Raw genomic sequence first — 26,157 nt, forward strand, 5'->3', positions numbered from 1 at the left:
AAATAGATTAAAGTAAATATTATAAACTTTTGCATATACTATAAATAGAGAAAAGCATTAACTGGTAGTCAGGCTGAAACTTCTATGAGATAGAGACAAAGAAGGGGTTCCGATGGTACACTCTAATGGTGTTTCGGTAAACTCAAGAATAAACTTATGTACAATCCTTCTTTACGACAAGAAGCGCGTTATGAACCGGCTGTAGTGATTCCGGTCAAGTACGATTCTTCTATTCTAGATTGGCTGAAAGCTAATGACCGTCTTATTCCTCGTGAACGAGAGGATTTGAGAAGTACTCTAAAAGAGGATGAGGAAATATCGGAGCTGATGGACGTTGATGATAGCTATGATGATGATGATGATGATATTGATTTAGATGAAGACTAAGCTATCCCATCCCATCAACCTTGCGCTATGTTTTTTGTGTTGATTATTATTCGATTCTCAATATTTTAAGGTAGTTGTGGACGCTAAATTCTCCCCTTCAAACCTCATTCAAAAACCGTCAGGGACCTTTCTACTGATTCTATTGACCGTGCTATTAAACCTTCTAAGTTTAGGATTAGTTAGACTTATTGGGCGACCAATTAACCTCAGCCTGACACTAATGTGTTCTCTTGATATTTCTGCCACTATTAGTGCAGTTCTTGGTTATGGAATAGTTCCCCTACTACGACGACTTAAAACTGGACAAGTTATTCAAGAAGATGGTCCCCAGGCTCATTTAACCAAAGCAGGAACTCCGACTATGGGGGGGATTTTTTTTGTCCCAGTCGGTGTGATAATAGCTCTAATTTTGACAAATTTTAATCCAACTGTCATTGCCGTCTCAGCCGTTACTTTTGCTTATCTTGGAATTGGATGGATAGATGACTGGCAGATTTTAAGACAAAAATCCAATAAGGGAATTAGTCCTTGGGTAAAACTTATTTTACAAATTGTAATCGCTGTTGTTTTTTGCTTTTGGGTATTTTTGAGCCAATCACCTAATATTACTGATATTGTCTTTCCTGGTAATCTTACTTTGCATCTAGGACTTTTCTTTTGGTTATTCGCAGGATTTGTTTTAGTAGCTGAGAGTAATGCCACCAATCTCACTGATGGGATAGACGGCTTAGCAGCAGGAAATGGGTCTTTAGCATTTTTAGGGTTAGGGATATTAGTAGGTTGTGATAACTCAGAATTAATGATTTTTTGTGCTTGTCTAAGTGGAGGATGTCTGGGGTTTGTTGTACACAACCGCAACCCTGCTAAGGTTTTTATGGGCGACACAGGCTCTCTAGCATTAGGGGGGTCTCTTGGGGCAGTAGGTATTCTCAGTGGTAATCTTTGGGAATTATTTATTATTAGTGGAATTTTTTTTGTTGAGTCTCTCTCAGTTATTGCCCAAGTCACTTACTATAAAGCAACTAAGGGACCTAATGGACAAGGCAAGCGATTGTTTAAAATGGCTCCGCTGCATCATCATCTAGAATTAAGTGGTTGGGCTGAGACTAAAATTGTAGGGACATTCTATTTAATTAATGCAGGACTGGTAGTGTTAGCTGTTATCTTAACTTAGTCTATTGAGTATGGAGCTAGTAAATTCCTCAATAGTTTTAAGTTGGGGCGCCTTTTTGTGTTGATCACAACGCAACCATAATAAATATTCAACATTTCCCGCAGGTCCAGTAATAGGAGATTCGGTTAGCCCATGATAGTACCATCCCAGGGAACAAGCTGCTTGTAGAACTTGATTAATAGCTTGAGCGTGATCTTTGGGGTTACGAACAACCCCTTTTTTTCCAACCCGCGACCGCCCTACTTCAAACTGAGGCTTAATTAGTAAAATAACTTCTTTGGGAATTACTAGTAAATTCCATAGAGTCCCTAATAATTTAGTTAAAGAGATAAATGAAACATCCATTACCCCTAAGTCGGCTTGAGGGCTGTTCCCATATAAATCAGAGGCGATTAAATAGCGAAAATTAGTTCTTTCTCTCAAAAGAACGCGCTCGTCTTGACGTAAACGCCATGCTACTTGTCCATAACCTACATCCACTCCGTAAATCTGTTTTGCCCCGGACTGCAATAAACAATCGGTAAAGCCTCCAGTTGAAATACCACCATCTAGACAAATTCGTCCTGGTATAGCTATATTGAAGGTCTTTAAAGCTTTTTCGAGCTTAAAACCTCCACGAGAAACATAGCGAGCTTTAGCTTGTAGTTGAATATCGGCTGTAGTGTCAATTTGGGTTCCTGGCTTGTCAATAACTTGTTGATATACTCTAACTTCTCCAGCTCGAATAAATCCCTGGGCTTCTTGGCGGGAAGAACACAATTTTCTATTAACCAATAAAATATCAAGACGTTGTTTACTCACAGGTATTATTTGTAATTATTTGTAAATGTTTAATTTATCTATATGATTACGATAGAGCTAAAAGATGTCTATTTTTATTAGAAGAATATATGTCTTTTTAACTAAATAATTAATTATCAATCAAACTAAAAAGTGGAAATTGTTTTTCATCTCTACAATCAAGCAATCAAGCTCAAATTTGTATTATTTGAATTAATATTTAATAGAAAAACTTTTTTGAGTAAGACTTTGTTTACCTGTTCTAGTATAGCAAAATCTAAACATGAATTATATGGATGTCGATATAGTAGTATTTGTATTTATTATATTCTATACTGGACTATAAGTTCACAAAAGAATCATATCTCTCCTTTTTCCTGAAATTACTTTAGTTTTTCTTTGATTTAAGCACTTGTATGTACTAGATCATCATGAAGGATACTTAGTAAGTATCCTTCTTTATTCTTTGTATTTTTTTGTTACTTTTCTAAAGTTTTTTATTGTTTAGAGTCTCTACTTTTTTGAAAACCAATTAATTATTATACTTGTTATAGTTTGACTTTTTGTCTATGGTTTTTAAACCTATATAATTATGCTAATTAATTCTATTTTTTTGTTTTAGATATTTGTTGAGCATGATAGGTTATTTAATTTAATTTTCAACTGTCTATATTCAAAATATTTTATATGTTCCCTTTGTTTTTGCTTAAGATTTTATTGATAAGACTAGATAATTCAGTTTTTTTAGCAAAAAATCTGAGAGGTTAAAGCTATTCATACAAAGAATCTTATTATTCAGAATCAGAAATAGAATCGCTCATAAATACAATAAAGATAAGAGTTTTGATAGACTTGTTCTCTTTAGCGTCGGGTATTTTGCGCACTGTACAAAAGACCTAATAAAATTGAGATAGCTATCAATATTAGTATTATCCATCCGGGCAAAAAGCTCAAAATATTTATTCCTCTCAATACATAAAGTATAAGTGTTATTAATGACGATATTATAAACAGAAAAGGAACAGAAGCAATCTTTGTACGAGTTGATTTATGCATAAGCCATAATAGTCCAAATAATAATTATTATATTAATATAAGGTAAGATGGTACATCAGCCCACAAGATATTACAATTCTCTCAATAAATAGTCATTTTTTCTAAGGTACACCGCTAATTTATTTAGACTGTAAATATTTTTTGTAAAATGCTTAAATAGTTAATTATCCTTAAAAACTTATTCTCTTAAGACCTAAAATATTATTTGTTAAAAATAAAAGTTAAACTTTGATAGTCAAGCTTAAATCTTCATTAATCTAGTGTTAGTAGCTTTTTTTTATATTAAAATGAACAAAGTAGGAGTTTTTGATTTTTTATATTTTAACTAATCGGAATTTATAATGATATTTTTGCATCGATATCAATTTATGATCAACTATCTTTTTCCAAAAATATTTTCTAAAATTTCAAGTTATTTAGAACTTATCTCTTAAGTCATTAGCAGATTAGCCCATAACTTAATCACTTAGATTGACAAAAGAAAACTGCTGTTTACCCCAGTTAGAGTAAATATAGGTAAATGACCATCAAGAGATACTTAAAGGAGAAAATGAGCTTTGACTTTGACACTTGCAGTTTACGGTAAAGGCGGCATCGGCAAATCCACGACAAGCTGTAATATTTCTACAGCATTAGCAAGACGGGGAAAAAAAGTCTTACAAATCGGTTGTGATCCTAAGCATGACAGTACTTTTACTTTAACCGGGTTTCTTATCCCCACCATTATTGATACCCTACAAGCAAAAGACTTCCACTACGAAGACATTTGGCCTGAAGATGTCATCTACAAAGGATATGCAGGAGTCGACTGTGTGGAAGCGGGTGGACCTCCAGCGGGATTAGGTTGTGGTGGTTACGTAGTTGGAGAAACTGTTAAACTACTCAAAGAATTAAATGCGTTTGACGAGTATGATGTAATTGTATTCGATGTGTTGGGTGATGTAGTCTGTGGTGGATTTGCTACACCTTTGAATTATACGAATTATTGTCTAATTGTGACTGATAATGGCTTTGATGCTTTATTTGCTGCTAACCGCATTAGTGCTTCAGTTCGTGAAAAAGCAAACAATTATCCCTTACGTTTAGCAGGGTTAATTGGAAACCGCACTTCTAAGCGTGATTTGATTGATAAATACATTGAAGCAGTGCCCATGCCTGTATTGGAAATACTACCCTTAATTGAAGATATTCGGATTTCCCGTATCAAAGGGAAAACCCTGTTTGAAATGTCAGACAAAAATCACTCTCTTAAGTATATTTGTAACTACTATTTCAACATTGCTGATCAATTGTTAGCAATGCCAGACGGAGTAATTCCAAATAATGCTCAAGACCGGGAATTATTCACCCTTTTATCTGATTTATATCTTAACTCTTAAGCCCTTTCTTATGATTAACTAAAAAAGTTGTATGTTGTATATTTAATAATGCTTTAGGTTTATAGCCTCCTTTTAATCGGATAAAGTTGAATAAAATTACTATGAACCGATATTTATATATTTTGTAACGAAAACAATAAATATTAAGTTATAAAAGTAGATTTTAATTTCAATCAAAAAATAGTAAAAAAATTATTTACACAATCAATGTTGGAAATTTAAAAACTAGAATAAATTAGATATAAAATATAACCAAAAGAATTGTAAGAGTACCACTATGACCCACGAATCTACTACCCTACAATTTGACTGTGAAACTGGGAATTACCACACATTCTGTCCCATAAGTTGCGTAGCTTGGTTGTACCAAAAAATTGAGGACAGCTTCTTCTTAGTTATTGGGACTAAAACCTGTGGTTATTTTCTACAAAATGCCATGGGGGTAATGATATTTGCAGAACCCCGTTATGCAATGGCAGAGTTGGAAGAGGGAGATATTTCCGCCCAATTAAAGGATTATGAAGAGCTAAAAAGATTGTGTTTGCAAATCAAACATGATCGTAATCCCAGTGTTATCGTTTGGATCGGCACCTGTACCACCGAAATCATTCAAATGGATTTGGAAGGGTTAGCACCTAAGTTAGAAGAAGAAATCGGTATCCCAATTATACCTGCTCGTGCAAATGGACTAGATTATGCTTTTACTCAAGGAGAAGACACAATCTTAGCCGCAATGGCACATAGGTGTCCTAAAAAGAAAGAAAAAAAGGAACGCAATGCCATTCCTAAACTGCTTAATTTTAAACGACAGAAAGAATATATAACACAAGATGATTTGGAATATATAGAGCATCCTTCCTTAGTTTTATTTGGTTCTCTTCCTGAGTCAGTTGTTACTAATTTAACCCTAGAATTAAAGAAACAAGGAGTTAGGATTTCGGGTTGGTTGCCATCTAAACATTATAGAAAGTTACCAATAATTGATGAAGGATATTATATTAATGGGGTTAGTCCATTTTTATCACGAACTGCAACAACTTTAATACGTCGCCGTAAGTGTAACTTGATTAGTGCGCCATTTCCTATTGGACCTGATGGAACTCGCGCTTGGATCGATAAAATTTGTTCAGTGTTCAATATTAAAACTAAAGGATTAGAAGAACATGAGACAAAAATTTGGAATAGTTTAGATAACTATCTTAAGTTAATTCGTGGTAAGTCTGTCTTCTTTATGGGGGATAATTTGTTAGAGATTTCTTTGGCACGCTTTCTAATTCGTTGTGGGATGACTTGTACTGAAATTGGAATTCCTTATATGGATAAGCGATATCAAAAATCAGAGTTAGATTTCCTTGAAAAAACTTGTCAAAAAATGGGAGTTCCTGTTCCTAAAATTGTTGAAAAACCTGACAATTATAATCAGATAAAACGTATCTATGAGCTAAGACCTGATTTAGTTATTACGGGAATGGCATACGCTAACCCCTTAGAGGCAAGAGGAATTAATACTAAATGGTCTGTCGAATTTACTTTTACTCAAATCCATGGATTTATTAATGCACGGGATATTCTAGAATTAATTACTCGTCCTTTACGTCGTAATAATAATCTAAAAAAATTAGGCTGGGAAAAATTGGTTAAAGAAGAGAATAACTTTTAATATCAATCTAATTTACGGGGTAGATAATGTACTCTCAACAGGTAAAATTTATAGTTAGTAATTTACTATATTGATAGGAGATAATTATATATTATTTTAATAATATATAATTTTTTTGAAAAAAGTTTATATATTAGTGGTTAATAGTTTTTAACAGTATTAAAATGACCGCATTGTACAATGCCAGAAATTTTATAGATTTATGGCGATTTTATTAGACAAAATATTTAGATTTTATTTGTGATAAGTTTATTATAACTGGGCTAAAATTGCTTAATGTTTTTATATAGCTAAAATTTTATTTATAAAGATTATACTAAACAGTTAAAATCAGTTTCTAGTTAGAAATATACATAAATCAGTTATTATAGCAGAAACTCAAAAAAGCTGGTTAGATTTTCTATTAGAATTTTTTTAACATAATTAAGACTGCAATTATTTTACACGTTGAGGATTAATTATTCGGTATATATATTACTAAGATTGATAGTATTATTATAATTAAATCATAAAGTATTAAATTTTAGTTTATATCTAAATAATAAGATATTAGATATTTTTGATTATAGTTTAATTTATAAAAATATTATTTTTTTTAATAAATTTTATCAACAGAAAATATTTATTATTTAGGAATATATAAAAAACGAGTAACAAGAAGTATAATATCTAAATATTTTTAACATTTAGATATTATATGAATAGATAATTAATAGTTTAATTAACTTAGTTTAATTGACTAAAAAGTGAGTCAAGGTCTTATCTCTATAGAACTACACTATTAAACCTTGCTCACTTGATAGACATCACTACACTAACCAAGTCCTAATTTAAAGTTGTTAACTGAGCATTTTGATAGTAATGTTTGACAATTTGATCATAAGGGATACCTTGTTCTGCTAAGTAATGACTACCCCATTGACTCAGACCAATACCGTGCCCATAGCCCCTGCCATGAATTTGAAATGTTTCATCATTGGCAGAAACGGTAAATAAAGTACTCTTAAGATTAAGAGCTTTGCGTAAATTATCATCAGTAATGTTTTTAGAACCGCGAGTTCCTACTACCTTCAAGGTGATGATACGTCCGTGAGGGGTCGTTCTCTGGGGAATCAAGGATTGTACTGCTCCTATACCGCCGATAAGTTTTCCCATTTGATTAGCACTAAAAGATTTACGCCATTGGAAAACGGGAGCGAGTTGATCATAGTCCACAACGCCGCGCAAATAAGGTAAAGGAGAACTCCAGACATCTTCAACATTTTCAGTATGACCTCCAGATGAAGAATGGAAAGCGGCCAAAATGACTTTACCCTTGTGGGTCAATACTTGACCGGCTGTCCCATTAACAGCTTTATGGGTTGTAACAAATTCTGTTTCTAACCCCTTATAAACCTGGGTTTTAGTGGTTGTATCAAGATCGTAGTAACGACTCTTTGCCTTGGAACTTTTGTATAGAGCGTAAGTGCGGGCAACTACAGCCTGAGACTTGAGAGCTTCCATGGGCCAGGTTGGATAAGCTTCAGCCCCTACCACACTGTAAAGATACTCCTCTAAATCAACTAAATTAACTGCCATCACGCCATTTCCCTTGCGTATTAATCTTACTTTGCCCCGATACCAGCGATCGCCGATCCAAATAGAGCCATTTTCAGTAGGTTCAATAACAATTTGATTGGAATTCCATTGATTGAGATTTACCCCATCATGACGAGGTTTCACAGCAAAAGCCTCTAACCGAGTCAATTCTCCTAATTTGCGGCCTACCCCATCACGGACTAGAGCAGAAGTAGAACTTCCTACCTTGAGAGTATTAACGTCTTTTTTTATAACAACTCTTAACTCAGTAGCCCCTTGAACTGGAAAACTCAAAATCATCCAAGTTAATCCTATTAACCAGCCACAGCGACTCAACAAAATCCGTGATAGTTGGAATGTCCAGACTCTAGAAGCTAAATCATGGTTTTGTGACATTTGCTTATTCTCCTCACATACATTCACAAACATGAAAATCTTATCGTAAAATTTGAGTACTTTGAGAAATGCCTAGATGAACCCCAAAAAACTTGAATGAATGGACTAGATAAGTTTAACCATATGAAGGTCCTTCTCTAGATAGACTAATATTAATTATTTTCGCACTATTTCCATAGCTGACTAATCGTGCATTATATCGAAATTAGGAACTACCACTCTTAAATCAATCCATTGCTTGGTAGGCTTAGTGGCAACTTAATTGAAATACTATCAGTTGAGACTTACTCCACCACAATGATATTTCACGGTAAAAGCTTCTGACTAAATCAATTTTCTAAATTTATTGATTACCTCACTGCCAACTAACACAGCAGGAGAACTCCCCGTCTGTAGAGTGTACCATAAGCAACTTTTAATATCGTCGAAAAAAAAACAGGCTACTCTCTAGTAGAGGAATTACCTTTAAGGGGCTAGGTAACCGCAATCAATATTAAACTTACCATGTTTGATGATAATTGGATAAGACGTGTATATAGTTAATAAAACCAATCTCTATGATCAAAATATCTATCATAGACTTCAACAGCATTATGATTTAGATAATAAAAAGATAGATTACTGATTTTTAGTGATTTGGGTAATATTAAAGATACTATAGAGCTGCTTTAAGAAACAGAAATGATCTCTATTTGATCTCTATTTGATATCTGATTAGACATTAACCCCCACACGCTAATTTAAACAGATCCTACGAAACTAAGTTTTTAGGTTTTATCTTAAAAATTAAGGTAAATTGCTCATGGTTAGCTCACATCCGATACAATTTATCCAAAAGTTGCTTAGTGATCAGGTTAAGTTTGATTTAAGGTCTCTTATTGTAAACCGACAGAATATTCTTATCAAGAAACTTCAATGACAAGACAGCTAAATGTATTAGGGACGGGTAAAATTATCCCAACCGCATTGCATACAGAAATGCAACGCTCTTATCTTGAATATGCCATGAGCGTCATTGTTGGGCGTGCTTTACCTGATGTTCGTGATGGACTTAAACCTGTTCACCGACGCATTTTATATGCAATGTATGAATTGGGGTTAACTCATGATCGCCCTTTTCGTAAATGCGCTAGGGTAGTTGGAGATGTGTTAGGGAAATATCATCCCCATGGTGATCAGGCAGTATATGACACTCTGGTGCGGATGGTACAAGATTTTTCGAGTCGTTATCCTCTTCTATCAGGTCACGGAAACTTTGGTTCGGTGGATAATGATCCTCCTGCTGCAATGCGTTATACAGAAACACGGCTATCTACCATTGCTGATCGCGGGATGTTAAACGATATCAGTAATTCAATTGTCGATTTTACCAATAATTTCGACAATTCTCAACAAGAACCGGTTGTTTTACCCGCTCAACTTCCCATTTTACTCCTCAATGGATGCACCGGAATTGCTGTAGGAATGGCGACAAGTATTCCCCCCCATAATTTAGGAGAATTAGTTGATGGGTTGATTGCTCTGATTGATAACCCTAATCTATCTAATGAGAAGTTATGGAAAATTATTCCTGGACCTGACTTTCCCACTGGAGGGCAGATTATCGATACAAATGGCATTAAGGAAGCCTACGCAACAGGACGAGGTATGATTCCTGTTCGAGGAGTAGCCCGTATTGAAACTCTAAATGTAGGACGGCGACGACGTAAGGAACGTACTGCCATTATCGTCACCGAATTGCCTTATCAAGTCAATAAGTCTAGTTGGATCGAAAAAATGGCAGATCTGGTTAACCAAGGAAGTTTAGAGGGCATTGCCGATATTAGGGATGAGAGCGATCGCACGGGAATGCGGGTTGTTATTGAACTAAAGCGAGATGCTAACTACAATACAGTATTGAAAGATCTTTACAAAAAAACTGCTCTGCAAAGTAATTTTGGGATGATTTCATTAGCTTTAGTGGATAATAAACCTTGTCAGCTTTCCTTGCGTCAGTTATTAGAAGAATTCTTAAAATTTCGAGAGCAAACCCTAAAACGACAATACGGACATGAGTTGAAGGAAACACAAAATCATGTTCATTTGCTGGAGGGATTATTAATAGCTCTCAATAATCTTGATCAAGTTATTGACATTCTACGGAATGCTGCTGATGGAACTACCGCTAAATTTAGATTTAAAAAGGAATTAGAAATTAGTGACGCTCAAGCTAATGCTATTTTGTCCATGCCAATGCGCCGTTTAACAGGTTTAGAACAACAAAAGTTACAAGCCGAATACTACGAATTACAAGCTCGTATTAATGAATTAGAAACACTATTAAATGATCGTCATGAACTATTAAAAACACTCAAGAAAGATTTGCGATCACTAAAACGCAATTTCGGCGATTCTCGTCGCACTAAAATAATCACTCCTACCAAAGATGTAAAAACAAAATCAACGAAAAGTAATTCTGAACTTAAATCATCTCTCTCTAAACAAAAGAATAATTCAGAAAAAAAATTAAAATCTTCAGATTTATCCCAATCATTAGCCGCCTTCTCTTTTGAGAAACCTCCTAAAAATGCAATCTTAGAGGTTACATATAATAGTGAAGCAGCTTGGCGATTACCCGGTACTAAAGGACTCAATCACCTTGTCTATTCTGCAACTATTGGACAAAAAAATGAGTTAATAGTGATTACTGATACTAGTAAAGCTTATCCTGTCACTGTAGAGGATATTCCTTCCGTTAAGATTCAACCAATTTCTCTGTTAAGTCTTTTAGCGAAAGGAACACAACGAGATGTAAGCCGGGTCATTTATTCGGGGTTCCTACCGCAGCAGCTAGAAGGCCAAGATTTGTTGTTATTAACTAAATTTGGACGTATTAAACGCATTGCTATGTCTCAATTAACAAGTTTAACTAATCGAGGATTAGTGTTGGTAAAACTTAAAGAAGGTGATCGTCTTGACTATGCCTGTCCTACTAAAGAAGGGCAAGAGGTAGTGATTGCTACGTCAGGAGGACGTATATTGCGGCTTTTAGTTACTGACGAAATGATTGGCGTAATGGGACGAAATGCCCAGGGAAATCAGGCATTAAAATACCGTTATGGAGAAACTTTAGCCGGTTGTGTTACCCTGAATCCAGGAGAAGATGTTTTTGTGATTTCCAGTCTCGGTTATGGCAAACGCTTATCTTTAAAAGACATTAGAACAGGAAGATTAGGGGATATTGGTCATCAATGTTTACAGTTTAAGAGTAGAACAGATTGTTTAGGAGGGATAATACTGGCTAAAGACGAAGGGGAAATTACCTTACTGACAGATCGCAACCGTTCTTTAGTCCTGCCGATTAATTCAATTCCATTTTGTGGTAAAGATGGCGCAGGGGATAAATTGGTAAAACTTCAATCAGAGGAAACAATTATTACCGTATTAAGCTGAATGAGTCCTAAGCACGCTGTCTGCACTCAATGTGATAGAAGAAGGGTTTTATCTTTTTTAGGATAGGACAAGTTATGCGGAGACCTTATTATGAAAGGAGATTGTTGTCTGTAGTAATGTAACTTAATCTAACTAGCTGACTATACAATTTGTACTGACATGTTAAAAGAGTTCATAAATCTGAAAGTAAATTGAAGCTTAAAGAGAGAAAGGGAAGCAGCCCAAATTTATCTCAATGTCTAAACGATAATATCTTTGTTTAAAAAACAATCTCCTTTTTTAAAATTTTCTATCCCATTGTTATTTTTATATTTTTAAGGATTTTAGAGCTATTTCTCTGGATAAAAATCATATAATTAGCTTTAATCATTAATGTAGATAAACAATACCGCTAGTTTTTTGTAGGTTTATATTTTACAGTTGTTATTATGTGATATTACCTTCATCCTAATATTTAACAAGTGAGACGCTAAACTTCTGTTCCAATTTGCATTAATACTACTTTTAGGTTAAGCAATGTATCATGCATTTATTTTTAACACTTGAGATTATTTTTTACCTTTTAGATACTAATTTTATAAATTAAGTAACTAATATAATTACTTGGCGAAGTAAATTTTTCTACCAATAACTATTTTCACAAGTAACTTTACGACTAGAATAAATATTGGGTATTTACTTTCTCCAACTGCCCGCGAGAGCCGCGTAAAAACTTTTGATGTGGATAGCAGTTGTAACTTTAGCCTTTGACAGTTAACCCTTCTCAAGGTGTAGGTTTAACCATCAAAACTACAGAGGAGCGCCCTCGAACACGATACTTATGATTTTTAACAGGATAAGCTGTATCTAATTTACAGCAACTCTTGGATAAAGGTAAAGCTGTGTCAATGATACGATGCCAACAACCTTCATGATCCAAAACGGGCAATTCAAATTCTAAAGATTTCCAGTAAGCATTCAGCATTACGTATAAATGTTCATCTGCCTCAGGATGACGCATACTAAAAGCCAAACAACGTGAATGGTAGGACCAGTCAGGATGCCTTAATTCAGTTCCATGCCAACTAATTTGAGGATAAGAAAAATCCATATAGGTGACTTCTAACCGTTGTTTTTGACGGAATAATTGTAGCCCCTGGGTGAAGTGAGTTAATTTTCTGAAAAAGCACCATAAATCAAATTGTCGATCCACGTCATCCCAATCAAACCAGCTTAGTTCATTATTCTGGCAATAAACATTATTATTTCCTTTGCTAGTTCGACCTACCTCATCTCCCATTAAAATCATTGGGGTTCCTTGGGAAATGAACAGAATAGTTAGAAAATTTTTAATCTGTTGTAAGCGTAAGGAATTAATTTTAGGATTATCAGTTTTTCCTTCCACTCCACAATTCCAACTGAAGTTATCATTGCATCCATCGCAGCTATTTTCTCCATTAGCTTCATTATGCTTTTCATTATAGGAAACCAAGTCATTAAGACTAAAGCCATCGTGACATGTAACAAAGTTAATACTACGGTTGGTATCCATATCCACGCGGTGGTAAATATCAGGACTGCCTAAAACCCTTGCTGCTAGATAGGGAACCATTCCTAAATCCCCTTTTACAAAGCGTCGAACGTCATCTCGAAATGGTCCATTCCACTCAGCAAACCAGTCCGCTAACTCTACAAACCGACCTACATCATAGAGTCCGGCAGCATCCCAAGCTTCAGCAATAAGTTTAGTTCCCGCTAAAATAGGATCAGATTCAATCACCCATAGTAAGTCTAATGCTTGGCGATCTTTAATAGGATTTCCAATAGCATCTCTAGTCAAAATTGAAGCCAAATCAAAGCGAAATCCATCAATATGCATTTCCGATACCCAGTAACGCAGAGAGTCTAAAATTAAACGGGCAACAATGGGATGATTACCCCTAAAAGTATTGCCACAACCGCTATAATTTTTGTAATGGGCTAAGTCTTCGGCTTCCAGAATATAATAAGTTGCATTATCTATGCCTCTAAAACAAAGGGTGGGTCCTCTTTCATCCCCTTCTGCAGTATGGTTGAAGACTACGTCTAAAATTACTTCAATTCCTGCTTTATGTAACGCCTTAACCATATCTCGAAATTCGTTAAGAGGTCCTAGAGAACTCTTGTCAGAACTATAGATACTGTGAGGAGTAAAAAAGTTAATAGTACTATAACCCCAGTAATTTGTTAGTCCAGGTCTAGCATCTTCGAGATCAAAATAGTGAATTGGTAACAATTCAACCGCTGTAATGCCTAGACTCTTGAGATAGGGTATTTTTTGAATTAATCCAGCATAGGTGCCCTGTTTATCAGATTCTAAACCAGAATTAGGATTACGGGTGAATCCTCCCACATGCATTTCATAGATGATACTTTGTGAGTAGGGAATGCGTAAGGGGTGATCGCCTTCCCAGTCATAACTACTGTTGTCAATAACAACATTGCGTAATGCTTGGGCACAGTTGTCTCCGGGTTGGAGAGCAGCATTCCTCTTATAGATAGAAGACCCGACAATAGCCCTAGCATAGGGATCTAAAAGGACCTTATTCGCATCAAATCGATGACCACTTTCCGGCTCAAATGGACCATGAACCCGATAGGCGTATACTTGTCCAGCTGTCAACCCAGGTATGAAAATATGCCAATAGTAATGTGTACGGTTTATTTCTCGTTTTAAAACCAGGATATGGGAGGGACGAGGAGCTTTAGATTCTTTAAAGAGAAGCAGTTCAACAACTGTAGCGTGTTTGGAAAAGAGACAGAAGTTAACACCTTCTGGATAGACAGTAGCACCAAGAGGATAACTTTTGCCAGGTTGGGTACTAAGGGTCATGGTGCAATTAACATTTTAGACTTTTATATTAAGTTCCTTTTGGAAGTCTATCTTGGGTTCGCAAGCAATCACTTTTTTATTTAGTATCTTTTTAGATCAATAAGTCAGAATAGTTTGTATATTATTGATACAAATTGCTAAATAATAGAAAACGCTATTTTTTATCAAAAATGCGAATTTTAGAATATAAATTGAACCTAGATAATTGCTAATTACACAGTTCACGCTAAATCTACCACAAACACAATATTTCACTAATTTTCCCCTAGAAATAACTAGGGGAGTCACTCTATACTGATGTTTCTCTTTGTAATTCTAGCGCTTTCTTTTTCATTAGTTGAAATATATTGTAAAAGCCATTAGCACGAGAGGGGGTAAGGCTAACCTTTAACCCTGTCTCTTCAATAAAATCAGGAGAAATTTGTAAAATTTCAGTAGGTGCTAAGCCATTCAACCCCTCAATTAGAAAGGAAACTAACCCTTTGACTAATTGAGCATCAGAATCTCCCCTATACCAAACTTTTCCATCTTCCAGATAAGCGGCAATGTAAACTTGAGAAACACAGCCTTGAACTTTATTTTCAGGGGTTTTATTTTTTTCTGACATTGATTCTAGCCTTTTAGCATACCATAGTAATTGTTCATAGCGTTTTTTAGGGTCAGAACGCTTTTTAAACTTCTGGACAATTGCATCAAGATTGGGAGGTAACGAGATTGGAAATGATGACATAATTCTAGTTTTTAAGTGGTAAACATTATTTACGTTAAATCTAACTATAACTATGCTACCTACTCCTGAGAACTTATAATAATCGACCAATTAGAGGAAACAATTTCCAAACTTCTTCTGAGATAGGAAAAATACTAGGAAACTAAGGTTTTTAAGGTGTTTTATCTTAGCAAAATAGATTGTAAAAGACTCTATAGACAAATAATCGTTACGTCGAGAAACGAAAAGATATGTCATGTATGGCGACATGATATATTCAACAACTTCACTGATGAATTCAAGCGCAAGCCACATGGGAAGATATCGGTGATAGGAACTCATTGGGTTGAGAACTATACCTAGAAATATTAATCTTACAAGCCCGTAAAGTTTTTAAATAGTTAGTTAATAAACAAATATCCTAACTTTGATTACAAGAGACTTAGGTATAATCAACTTTACCACTAGCATAACTATGACGTGATAATATCGTTTAATTTGTCATGGACAGAGAATTTTACTCGTTCCAGACGCACTCATTTCCGATGAAGAGTATAATATATTTGAGCCTTTTTATATTTAATTTTTTTTAATGACTTCAGTTGTTTAATTTTCTTTAATCTTCGAATTTGCTTTTTGTTAAGTTCCTGACTGTTTCCACTAGTGAATATAATGCAAATTTATCTTGACTACAGTGCAACTACACCCCCTCGCCTGGAAGTGATGGCTAAAGTCGGGGAAATACTAAGATGTCAATGGGGAAATCCTTCAAGTTTGCATACCTGGGGACAACGGACAGCTACCATACTTGAAACTGCTAGATATCAAGTGGCGAGTTTAATCAATGCTCCTAATGTTAACTCCATCATTTTTACATCAGGAGGGACAGAAGCGAATAATTTAGCCTTGTGGGGAATAGCCAAACAATATTTAATTCCCCAACATTTGATTATTTCATCAGTTGAACATTCTGCAATCTCAGAAACTGCTGAACTTTTGAATCAAAGAGGATGGCAAGTAACAATATTACCCGTTGACTATCAAGGACGAGTAAATCCATTGGATCTCAAAGAATCGATTCGACCAAATACAGTGCTTATTTCTACTATATATGGACAAAGTGAAGTTGGAACGATACAACCAATTAGGGAATTAGCCAAAATTGCTCGTTCTCATGGGGTACTTTTTCACACCGATGCAGTACAAGTGGCCGGTAGATTACCCATAGATGTACAGCACTTGGGGATAGATCTATTATCTCTCTCAGGTCATAAAATTTATGGAATTCAAGGGGCAGGAGCCCTATATGTGCGTTCAGGGGTAGAAATTTCTCCCTTGTTGGGAGGTGGAGGACAAGAAAGGGGACTACGCTCAGGAACTCAAGCCGTCCCAGCTATTGCTGGGTTAGGAGTTGCTGCTGAACTAGCTGCCTCGGAAATGGATTGGGAAATCCCTCGTTTAACGATGCTACGTGACCGTCTTTTCGAACTTATGACCGACTGTCCCTATCTAACTCCTACAGGTGACAGATTATATCGTCTACCCCATCATGTTAGTTTTGTTCTAACTAATCCATCGAGTAATGATAACCAAAAGCGAATAACAGGGAAAACTATTGTTCGTCAGCTTAATTTAGCTGGAATTGGCATTAGTGCAGGATCAGCTTGTCATAGCGGGAAATTGAATCCGAGCCCAATTTTATTGGCTATGGGTTATTCTAAGACAGAAGGACTGGGGGGGATTCGACTCACCTTAGGACGGGAAGTTATTTTGGAAGATATTGAATGGACTGCTATGGTTCTGAAACAGATCCTTAATCGACTACTGCAACCATTGGTTTTTGTCAAACATTAATTCGATAGAATTAATGCCTGAGAATGTTAGGCTTTTCTTAAAAAAGAAACAAGGAGATTTGCAATGTTTCTATGAAAAGATAATTGTTATCTTGTTATCAATTCGCTGGTTAACAGTTAATATTCTATGTCCAAGACCCCTGAACCTCATTCTTTCAACAAAACTACAGACCGTTTAACTGAGCAAAATAATAAAAATAGCATCTCACCTAAAATAGGGATGAGTGTTTCTTCCAATCTGTCAACTCAACTACCACAAAAAAACTCATCTTCTACCGCACAACCTCAACCTTTGTATCTACATGAAGTGGAATCCTCTAATCCTTGGTTACTTTTAACCACAGCGGCAATTATGGGACTAGGATTAGGATTTAATATTTCTTGGTTGGGATTTTCGGCGGGAATTATAGCTTTATTGTTATCTCTACAGATTATAATACCATCTATCCGAGATTGGACAATTCGCTATTTGACCTCCCGAGAACGTAACACTTTAATTGGATTTTTGGTATTTATCTTGGCTATTACTGGACTAGCAAAATATGTTGGCTTTTATCAAAAAGTGGGAGAGTGGCTTAATCGGTTTAAATATGACGAATTTGGCTCCTGGGCTGAATGGATAGGGGCATTGGGTCAAATTATGATTGCTTTACTTGCAGTTTATGTTGCCTGGGCTCAGTATGTCATTTCTAAAGATTTAACCATTCAACAAAACCGTATTACTCAACAACAAACTATTGATACCTACTTTCAAGGAATTTCTGATCTAGTTCTTAACGAAGAAGGCATGCTTGAAGATTGGCCACAAGAACGTTCCATCGCCGAAGGAAGAACAGGAGCTATTCTCAGTAGTGTTGATGAGGTAGGAAAAGCAAAAATCTTACGTTTTCTATCACAGTCAAAATTATTAACTCCCTTAATGCGAGATGGTCGTTTGGGCCGACCTATGCTTGACGGTTTTGGAGGATACGCTGAAGATCGAGCTAATGGGGTACGAGTTATTAATTTAGGAGTGATGTTAGCCGGGGCAGATTTATCGGGTCAAGATTTACGCTGGACAGATTTAAGTGAAGCTAATATGGTGCGTGCTGATTTAAGTTGGTGTGATCTCATTAAAGCTAATTTGTCCAGAACTGTTCTTTATGATGCTAATTTAAAAGGCTCAGATCTTAAAGAGACTCGTTTGTTTTATGGTTCTGTCGAAACTGCAAGTCCCCGTTCGCGTAGCTTTCCTCCCAATTATGAAACAGGTGCTTATACAGGAGTAGTTCTGGAGAACTGTAATCTGATGGCAATTCAAAATCTCACTGAAGAACAACGTTATTATTGCTGTGCTTGGGGAGGAGAGAAAACCCGTGCAACTATTTCGGGTGGATGTTACGATATTCCCAATAAACTAGCCCGGTAAACTACCTCGCTTGTTATGGTTTAAGTCAGCGATTCTCGACTAATTAGAGGTTAGGCTTAGAGAAATAAAAAATAGAAATATTACCTTCCAGCTTTTTTATATCTTCCCTATTGAAAGTAAAGGTACAAAATAATCGTAATTGCGTAAGCATTGATTTACAATGCCTATCGGCATCTTTATGTTTTTATTTTGGTCGATATAGTAGTGTTCATAAATCCAGTTTATCAACCAAAGAAGTGAGTTATCAAGGTAATCTACATATAGATGATTTAGATATATCAGATAAATTTTAAAACTAGATTGCTATTTTTTTCAAAAAAACATTCAATTTAATTAATGATAAGTTAAAAGTTTATATTAGGTTTACAAGTGATTATTTTTTTTGTTAAGTTAAATTTTTAGTATGTTTTTTTATTATTATTTAACCTAAAATAATAGTCTTTATTTTTTGTAGAGATAAGTTTATGTATAGACTCATACTTTAATTTAGTTCTGAGTTTTTCTTGTCTAGCTCCTAATTTCGCTTAAACAAAAAAACATTATCTTGTTCATGAATAGAGGTAAAATTTTTATTTTCTTTTAATCGTTCAACTAAATCAATAACAGTTTTTTTAGAATTTGGCCAGCTCGGATGATGAACATTTAGCAAAACATATTCAAAATTATTAATGTTGATAGACTCCGTGTCTTTAATTCCTAATTTCACTACAGGACGCTGGGTTAGATGAGGGGCAATTTGAGGAGACGTTAAAACTTTTACTTGAGGAGGTACTAACTTAACTCCTTGTTTCATCGCCCACAACGTGTCTAATTGTTCTAAATATTTTGAGCCAAAATAGCTATATTTAGCTAATACCAAAAAAATAACTAAAGACCACATGATGATTAATTTACGACATTGTGGCAATTCTTTTTTTGCTGCTAATGTATAAATATTTGATAATAATAGAAAAGGTAGAATTGGTAATGAATACTGATGAACTAAATCCTTTTGAGGTTGATAATCAGTTAATAAATTTAATCCCAACTGGGGAATAGCTGCAACCATTGGAGTTAAATAACGAGGATATAAACCCCAAATCACAGGTAAAACTAATAGAATCAAATATTCAAAGTTGGCTGAAGTGAAAATTCTACTAAACACGGCACTAGGATCTAATAAAGAGTTTTTTATAATTTCTCCAACAGAATTTCCTAAAAATGAATAACGTCCCAATGCGGCAACTTTAGAGCCACTAAACTGAGGAATAATGACTTGAGTTGCAATACAAAACCAGAATACTCCTAACCCTAATGCCACACTACCACAAAGGCGTTTTCTCTCAAACAAAAATAACCACAGTCCCATAGCTGCAATAGTTAAAGATAGTACAGCTTTGCAACTCAAAATTGTAATTATAGCAAACAAAAAATACAAAAATTTGTTATTTTTTGCCCACAATATTCCCCAAAACAAAAGAGGTAAAGCAATGACTTCGGAATGAAAATCAAATATGTTGATATTAAAAACTAAAGGATAAAGTAAATAAACCTCTGACATAGTTAAAGCTAACTTTTTTTGTAGTCCTGCTTGTTGTGCTAATTTATAAACAGGAAAAGTCCCTGACCCTAGAGCGATTGCTTGAATAGCAAATAACCAATGTATATTAGGACAAATTGCATAAAATAATGCTAAAGGGTAAAGGATAAAAGCAGCATGATCTCCCACAATATGATCATCGGAAAAGGAAACTATCGGAGTTTTTCCTTGACTAATTAAAAAAACTGCTTGATCAAACCACCCCAAATCTAAAGCATTCGATTGAAATAAAAAATGACGTAAACTTGCAAATAAGAAGAATATTATTATGCTTACACTGGTAATAATCCACAACCAATAAAGATTACTATCTTTCTCTTTCATACACTAACCATAATCAAGATAACATCCTATGACAGCTTAACTATTTTAGTAAAAAAATACAAAAAAGTTAAATAAAACCAGATGATAGGAAGAATATAGACATTTTTAGTTATAAGGGTTGAGAGAAAACATCGAAATAGTGCTCCTTAGATAAGAGATAAACTTGCAGTTACCTGTTTGTTCCCTTTTGCTACTGAAGATATTCCGCATCTCACTCAAATTAGTGACAGCTGGATAACTGGCATTATAGACATGTTAGACACAACAGTTAAATAAAATAATAACTCAGTCATAACACTTCTGATAAGTGGCAAGTATCTTGAATATATCTCTTAGAGAGGTATCATAAATTATATTTAACAACCATGACTTTTAAAACACGCAATGAATACCTTACTTAATAACTTACCAATTTTTACTAGGTCAAAACTTTTAAATCTTGAACTAAAATATCTCTTTTAAATAAAGAAGATTGAATTGATTAAAATATAATGTGGTTGACCATTGTAGACTGCACTATGCAACCCAAAGATGTTGAGCAAAACGAATTGAAAAGCTAACTAATAAAACAGTATAGAACCCTATCGTGGCATATCCCCAACGAGGATGATTTGAGAGTACAATTCCTAACCCTAGGCTTAGAGAAACAATCCCATAAGCCAAACGACTCAAAGAAATGGTACTACCAGATGCTAATAACAATCCTAAAGCCGAAAATCCATAAACAACTACAACAAAACTGAGCCGATTACGTAAGTACCACAGTAAATAAACTCCACCTAAAACGGATATCGTATTGAGAAAAGGATCACCAATTAGTAACCATAACAAAAACAGTAACCCACAACAACTATAATCAAAACAAGTTGACCCTAGATAGTCACGATAATACCATAGAACATAAGCAATTACACTTAATAATAATAATAATAAAGGATGCAATAAATCCCATAAATTATCATAATGCCACTGACTTCTCCCTGTAGTAATTTCAACTAACATAGTCCCCCATCCTTGCCAATCAATGCCACGGCTACGGTTCCATTGAGTATGCTGAACAGTAATGAATGCTAAAGGATCATTAAACTGTATCCAACAATAGCCACTGTACAGTAAAACCCCTAATGTACTACCAAAACTCGTTATATAGGCAGTAATAGGGATGCGTTTATACCATGCTGTAATTAAAAAGGCGGGAATTAAAGCTAGCCCTGTAATGCGGGTTGCAGTTGCCAACATTCCCCATGCTGCAGCCTGTAAATAAGACTGACGATCAAAAGCCCACAAAGAAGCGGCACTTAAAAATAGGAATAGTCCTTCCGTATAGACAACTGCGGTAAATAATGAGAGAGGACACCAGGCTAAAATAGTCGTTGTCCAGTGTGCCGCCCTGACACCATTTGTTCTTTCTACCCAATGAAAAACAATAAATAAGGTTCCTAAAAAGGCTAAATTGTTAATCAAGGTTCCCGCTATTTCCGCTGATAATCCTAACCCCATTACAATTCTGATGGTTAAGGGAAAAAAAGGAAAAAAAGCAACGTTAGCTCCCGGTAACGTTCCGATGCCATCATAATTGGCTGTAGCAATTTTTTGATAGAAATTACTGTCCCAAGCAGAAAAGACCTCCCATCCCCATTCCGCCTGAATTCCACCTGAAGGGGCGTCGAGTAATGGTGCAATCCCTAACATCCCTACAATAATTAGCCCTCGACTCAATAGCCAAATTGCAATAATGAACCATAAGGATTGCCCAAAAAATTGTTCTAAATTCTGAGTACCGACTTTCAACTTCATCTTTGTCTTAATTAGAGACTCCTGAGAGAGTTACTAAATCAATGTAACGCTAAATCTCCGCAATCTTTTCTTAAAATATGCTAATAACATGGACTCATTTGTCCTGAAGGAATTTAACCTCGAGTTGTTGTTCCAAGATTTGTCCATAATGTCTAATTTACTTAGTCATTGAAGGATTTATCTAGCTGCAATCCTCTCTTTCTAAGACTTCGCATGTTTTTTTAATAACTACTAAGTTTTCTAGTTTATTCATACTCCTTACTATTGCACTGTTTTTAAACTGAGCAAAATCTATACAAAAAGATATCTTAGTAACTCATTTATTGTCATAGATGTCGATAATCAACACATTTTCTAAATTAACTAACTTTAAAAAACAAACTACTAATTTCTATTAATTTTATACTATCAATATACAATCAGGGATTTTAATTTAGTTCAAAAGAAACTTTAAAAATCGTCTAAAAAAGAGTAAATATCAAGATAAATCTTTTCTTCCAAAAAATAGATTATCCTAAAATCACTCATATTATTCAAACCTAGATAAATTTTAGTCATAATTTTTGTATATCTTGTATCGTAGTAGGATGGTGAATAATTGCCACCTTACCAGTCTAGGATGAGATTACAGAAAAATATTAAGATATTGATTGTCGGAATCAAGTTAAAATTATGTTAGAACAATATGATGGACGTGAGTTTTTTTATAGTTTATTCAGAAATAGAATGCTGGTAAACCATCCCTAGATTATATTATAGTCACTGTCGAAATAACTTTCATCCTTGTTACTATGTGAAAGCATTGGAATGGTTTATAAAGAAATACTCTCGTTTAGTCTTGATCATGTATAGATTAGCTTGTACAATAAATAACCAATAATCATATCTATTTTAGTTTTTTTTGTATCCTATTTTGACTGCAAATTGTTAAGTTTTAACTTTGAAAATATGATAATTTTTATAAAAAATCTAGAATGATAAACCATAGTACTTTTAGTTGGTGAAATATTAATAGATTATTCTTGATTATGATTCATAAACCAAGGTATTTCCCAATCCTTTTCGTTCACTAATACTTTCTCCTTTTTATTATAAAATAATCTAGAGTAGACTTGTTCACTTCCGTATTATCTCGTAATTTACTTTACCTTAAAAATATAGCGTCTACATATAGTTTACTCTACCATGCTTTTAGCGAGCTAGACTTTAATTAAAATCAATTAATAATTAAATTTCTGTATAGCAAAATTACACAAAGTTGAGAGCTAAGATAAACTTAAATAAGAAGTAAAGATTTACCAGTTTTTATCATGAAGTTAATTTTTAAAACTAAAAACTATATTTCTTAACCTATTGTTTACCAAAATTCGTTAATTTCTGTTTGAATGTTCATTATGTAAATAACTTTAATGTATAAAACATCTAAAATATGTTAGAAATCCCCAAACTTAGACGAATTCCTTTTTTTTTCACATTTTCCCTATCAATACTGGCCTTAATAGTAATTTTAGGTGCTTGTGGTGATAAGACTGATGATGATAGCTCTATCGGAGGTAAAGTAACTCTAACCGGTGCAGGAGCCTCTTTTCCTGCGCCTCTCTATCAAAACTGGTTTGTCCAACTAAATCGAGAGATACCTGAACTTCAAGTTAATTATCAGTCTATAGGTAGTGGCGCAGGGGTGGAACAATTTGCCATCGGAACAGTAGACTTTGGTGCTAGTGATGTAGCAATGACAGACAAAGAAATCGCCAAAGTTTCTAGAGGAGTGATATTGCTACCCATGACTGCTGGAAGTATCGTGATGGCTTACAATCTTTCTGGAGTGAAAGGTCTAAAATTATCCCGAGAAGCCTATGTAGGAATCATGCAAGGCAGTATTACTAACTGGAATGATCCCAAAATTATTGAAGTTAACCCTAATTTAACCTTACCTAGTCAACCAATTACCGTTGTTCACCGTTCTGATGGTAGTGGAACCACTGAAGTCTTTACTAAACATCTAAGTGCGATTAGTTCAGAGTGGAAAACTATAATTGGCAAAGGAAAAAGCGTGGAATGGCCCACCATCAAGGGTAAATTTATTGGTGGCAAAGGAAATGAAGGAGTAACCACCACTATTCAACAAAACGAAGGAACCATCGGCTATATTGAGTATGGCTATGCAAAGAATAATGGTCTAACTATGGCAGCTTTAGAGAATTCATCAGGGAACTATATAGAGCCCAATGACGAGTCAGCCAAACATACTTTAGAATCAGTTACTCTTCCTGACAACCTACGAGCCTTCATCACAGATCCTAAAGGAAAGCAATCCTATCCTATTGTGTCCTACACTTGGATATTAGCTTACAAGCAATATGAAGATCCCAAAAAAGCGATCGCTATGGAAGCCATGGTTGAACATGCGTTAAACTATGGACAAGAGGCTAGTAAGAAACTCGGTTATGTTTCCTTGCCTCCTAGTGTTAAAGAAAAAGTAGCCGCGGCCGCTGATGTAATTAGTCCAGATTACACTATCGAGCTCAGAAAAGCGGATAGTTTTCTAGATTAATGTCCTGCATTGACTAAGTAAAATTACTGATTGATTTTCCCTAGTCCTTTTCACAAAACTAAATAACCTGAGTTCATGGTTCAAGAATCTTCAACGTAGGAATCAGGAGTAGGAGTTTCCGATTGCCGTAGGGCTTCTGTGGATTTGACCTATGGTAGACTCAGGTACACAAGTCATAGGAGCAAATTGTTGTTTATTACTTTCGACTTGGTTATTCTTGAATTATGATTGCACCTATCACTTCTAAGTTTAAACAAACTGGAGTTGGCGTTCGCTCTGGTCTAGAAAAAACCTTCGATACTGGTTTTATCTGGCTAACCTTAGCCTTTGCTGTCAGTATTGGACTAATTTTATTGTCCATTACTGTTGTAATTATTGTGCAAGCTTGGCCAGCCATTCGGGCCTATGGACTTGATTTTATTACTAATAGTGCTTGGAATCCCGTCATAGGAAAGGAGAAATTCGGAGCGTTATCAGTTATTTATGGTACTCTGGTAAGTTCTTTTATTTCCCTATTCATCGCTGTTCCTTTAGGGATAGGAACAGCACTGTTCTTAAGTGAAAATTTTATACCTCTTAAATTTCGTACTCCTTTGGTGTTAATGGTGGAACTTTTAGCTGCCATTCCTAGTGTAGTGTACGGGTTATGGGGTATTTTTGTCTTAATTCCTATTATCAACCCCGTTAGTTCCTGGTTATACCACAATCTTGGTTGGATTCCCTTTTTTGCGACCCCTTCTGCCGGACCTGGAATGTTACCTGCGGGAATCGTTCTTTCTATTATGATTTTACCTATCATAACGACAATTTCTCGCGACTCGTTAGCTTCTTTGCCTCCTGAATTACGTCAAGCTTCTTTAGGTTTGGGAGCAACTCGTTGGGAAACAATTTTCCGCGTGTTGATTCCATCAGCTATTTCAGGAATTGTTGGGGGAATTATGTTAGCTCTTGGTCGTGCAATGGGAGAAACAATGGCAGTTACGATGATCATCGGGAATGCCAATAAGATCAGTATTTCTCTGCTTGACCCAGCAAACACTATTTCCTCCCTTTTAGCCAATCAATTTGCCGAAGCATCAGGAATGCAGGTTTCTGCCCTGATGTATGCTGCCTTGATCTTGATGATTTTGACCTTAATTGTTAATGTTGCAGCTGATTGCATTGTTACTCAGGTGCGAGCTAAATATCGGTAAAAAATAAATGGTAAAAATATAAGCCTTTTCTTCATTATTGTTTTACT

Annotated in this window: 15 protein-coding genes; 9 read left to right on the forward strand and 6 right to left on the reverse strand. The window is 35.0% G+C overall.

Annotated features, from left to right (window positions below; all coding sequences use genetic code 11):
- Positions 1-156: 156 nt before the first annotated feature.
- Together OXU93_RS04305 and mraY are read left to right on the forward strand one after the other, a co-directional pair.
- Positions 157-387 (forward strand): DUF3134 domain-containing protein, encoded by a 231-nt coding sequence (locus tag OXU93_RS04305; protein WP_267384703.1) that lies wholly within the window; start codon positions 157-159, stop codon positions 385-387.
- A 76-nt stretch (positions 388-463) separates the two neighbouring features.
- Positions 464-1,561: a phospho-N-acetylmuramoyl-pentapeptide-transferase gene (gene mraY / locus OXU93_RS04310; protein WP_267384704.1), complete on the forward strand. Its 1,098-nt coding sequence runs from the start codon at positions 464-466 to the stop codon at positions 1,559-1,561.
- On the opposite strand, the gene OXU93_RS04315 is transcribed toward mraY, so the two are convergent.
- Positions 1,553-2,362, reverse strand: a complete 810-nt coding sequence (locus OXU93_RS04315) for a TlyA family RNA methyltransferase (protein WP_267384705.1) — start codon at positions 2,360-2,362, stop codon at positions 1,553-1,555. The genes mraY and OXU93_RS04315 overlap by 9 nt on opposite strands.
- Positions 2,363-3,954: 1,592 nt before the next feature.
- On the opposite strand from OXU93_RS04315, the gene bchL reads away from it, so the two are divergent.
- Complete coding sequence (gene bchL, locus OXU93_RS04320) at positions 3,955-4,776, forward strand: ferredoxin:protochlorophyllide reductase (ATP-dependent) iron-sulfur ATP-binding protein (RefSeq protein ID WP_267384706.1); 822 nt, start codon at positions 3,955-3,957, stop codon at positions 4,774-4,776.
- Between the two features lie 277 nt (positions 4,777-5,053).
- Positions 5,054-6,436 (forward strand): ferredoxin:protochlorophyllide reductase (ATP-dependent) subunit N, encoded by a 1,383-nt coding sequence (locus tag OXU93_RS04325; protein ID WP_267384707.1) that lies wholly within the window; start codon positions 5,054-5,056, stop codon positions 6,434-6,436.
- An 825-nt stretch (positions 6,437-7,261) separates the two neighbouring features.
- Here the strand turns inward: OXU93_RS04325 and OXU93_RS04330 are convergent.
- Complete coding sequence (locus OXU93_RS04330; RefSeq protein WP_267384708.1) at positions 7,262-8,410, reverse strand: SpoIID/LytB domain-containing protein; 1,149 nt, start codon at positions 8,408-8,410, stop codon at positions 7,262-7,264.
- Positions 8,411-9,325: 915 nt separating this feature from the next.
- On the opposite strand from OXU93_RS04330, the gene OXU93_RS04335 reads away from it, so the two are divergent.
- Positions 9,326-11,842: a DNA gyrase/topoisomerase IV subunit A gene (locus OXU93_RS04335; protein WP_267384709.1), complete on the forward strand. Its 2,517-nt coding sequence runs from the start codon at positions 9,326-9,328 to the stop codon at positions 11,840-11,842.
- Between the two features lie 763 nt (positions 11,843-12,605).
- On the opposite strand, the gene glgX is transcribed toward OXU93_RS04335, so the two are convergent.
- The gene (gene glgX / locus OXU93_RS04340; protein ID WP_267384710.1) at positions 12,606-14,693 is read right to left on the reverse strand and encodes a glycogen debranching protein GlgX; all 2,088 of its coding nucleotides are present in this window, start codon (positions 14,691-14,693) and stop codon (positions 12,606-12,608) included.
- A 289-nt stretch (positions 14,694-14,982) separates the two neighbouring features.
- On the reverse strand, positions 14,983-15,423 hold the full coding sequence (locus OXU93_RS04345) for a SufE family protein (protein WP_267384711.1): 441 nt from the start codon (positions 15,421-15,423) through the stop codon (positions 14,983-14,985).
- 651 nt (positions 15,424-16,074) lie between these two features.
- Here OXU93_RS04345 and OXU93_RS04350 point away from each other — a divergent pair.
- Together OXU93_RS04350 and OXU93_RS04355 are read left to right on the forward strand one after the other, a co-directional pair.
- Entirely contained in the window at positions 16,075-17,256 is a 1,182-nt protein-coding gene (locus OXU93_RS04350; protein ID WP_267384713.1) for a cysteine desulfurase family protein, read from the forward strand.
- Between the two features lie 126 nt (positions 17,257-17,382).
- Entirely contained in the window at positions 17,383-18,663 is a 1,281-nt protein-coding gene (locus OXU93_RS04355) for a pentapeptide repeat-containing protein (RefSeq protein ID WP_416378787.1), read from the forward strand.
- Between the two features lie 514 nt (positions 18,664-19,177).
- Here OXU93_RS04355 and OXU93_RS04360 read toward each other — a convergent pair.
- Both OXU93_RS04360 and OXU93_RS04365 read right to left on the reverse strand, forming a co-directional pair.
- Positions 19,178-20,566 (reverse strand): DUF2079 domain-containing protein, encoded by a 1,389-nt coding sequence (locus OXU93_RS04360; protein WP_267384715.1) that lies wholly within the window; start codon positions 20,564-20,566, stop codon positions 19,178-19,180.
- A gap of 516 nt (positions 20,567-21,082) precedes the next feature.
- On the reverse strand, positions 21,083-22,363 hold the full coding sequence (locus OXU93_RS04365; protein ID WP_267384717.1) for a hypothetical protein: 1,281 nt from the start codon (positions 22,361-22,363) through the stop codon (positions 21,083-21,085).
- A gap of 1,429 nt (positions 22,364-23,792) precedes the next feature.
- On the opposite strand from OXU93_RS04365, the gene pstS reads away from it, so the two are divergent.
- Both pstS and pstC read left to right on the forward strand, forming a co-directional pair.
- Positions 23,793-24,917 (forward strand): phosphate ABC transporter substrate-binding protein PstS, encoded by a 1,125-nt coding sequence (pstS, locus tag OXU93_RS04370; protein WP_267382656.1) that lies wholly within the window; start codon positions 23,793-23,795, stop codon positions 24,915-24,917.
- 224 nt (positions 24,918-25,141) lie between these two features.
- The gene (pstC, locus tag OXU93_RS04375) at positions 25,142-26,110 is read left to right on the forward strand and encodes a phosphate ABC transporter permease subunit PstC (RefSeq protein WP_267382658.1); all 969 of its coding nucleotides are present in this window, start codon (positions 25,142-25,144) and stop codon (positions 26,108-26,110) included.
- The last annotated feature ends 47 nt before the right edge of the window (positions 26,111-26,157 follow it).

Source organism: Cyanobacterium sp. uoEpiScrs1, assembly GCF_947331815.1.
GTDB lineage: Bacteria > Cyanobacteriota > Cyanobacteriia > Cyanobacteriales > Microcystaceae > Rippkaea.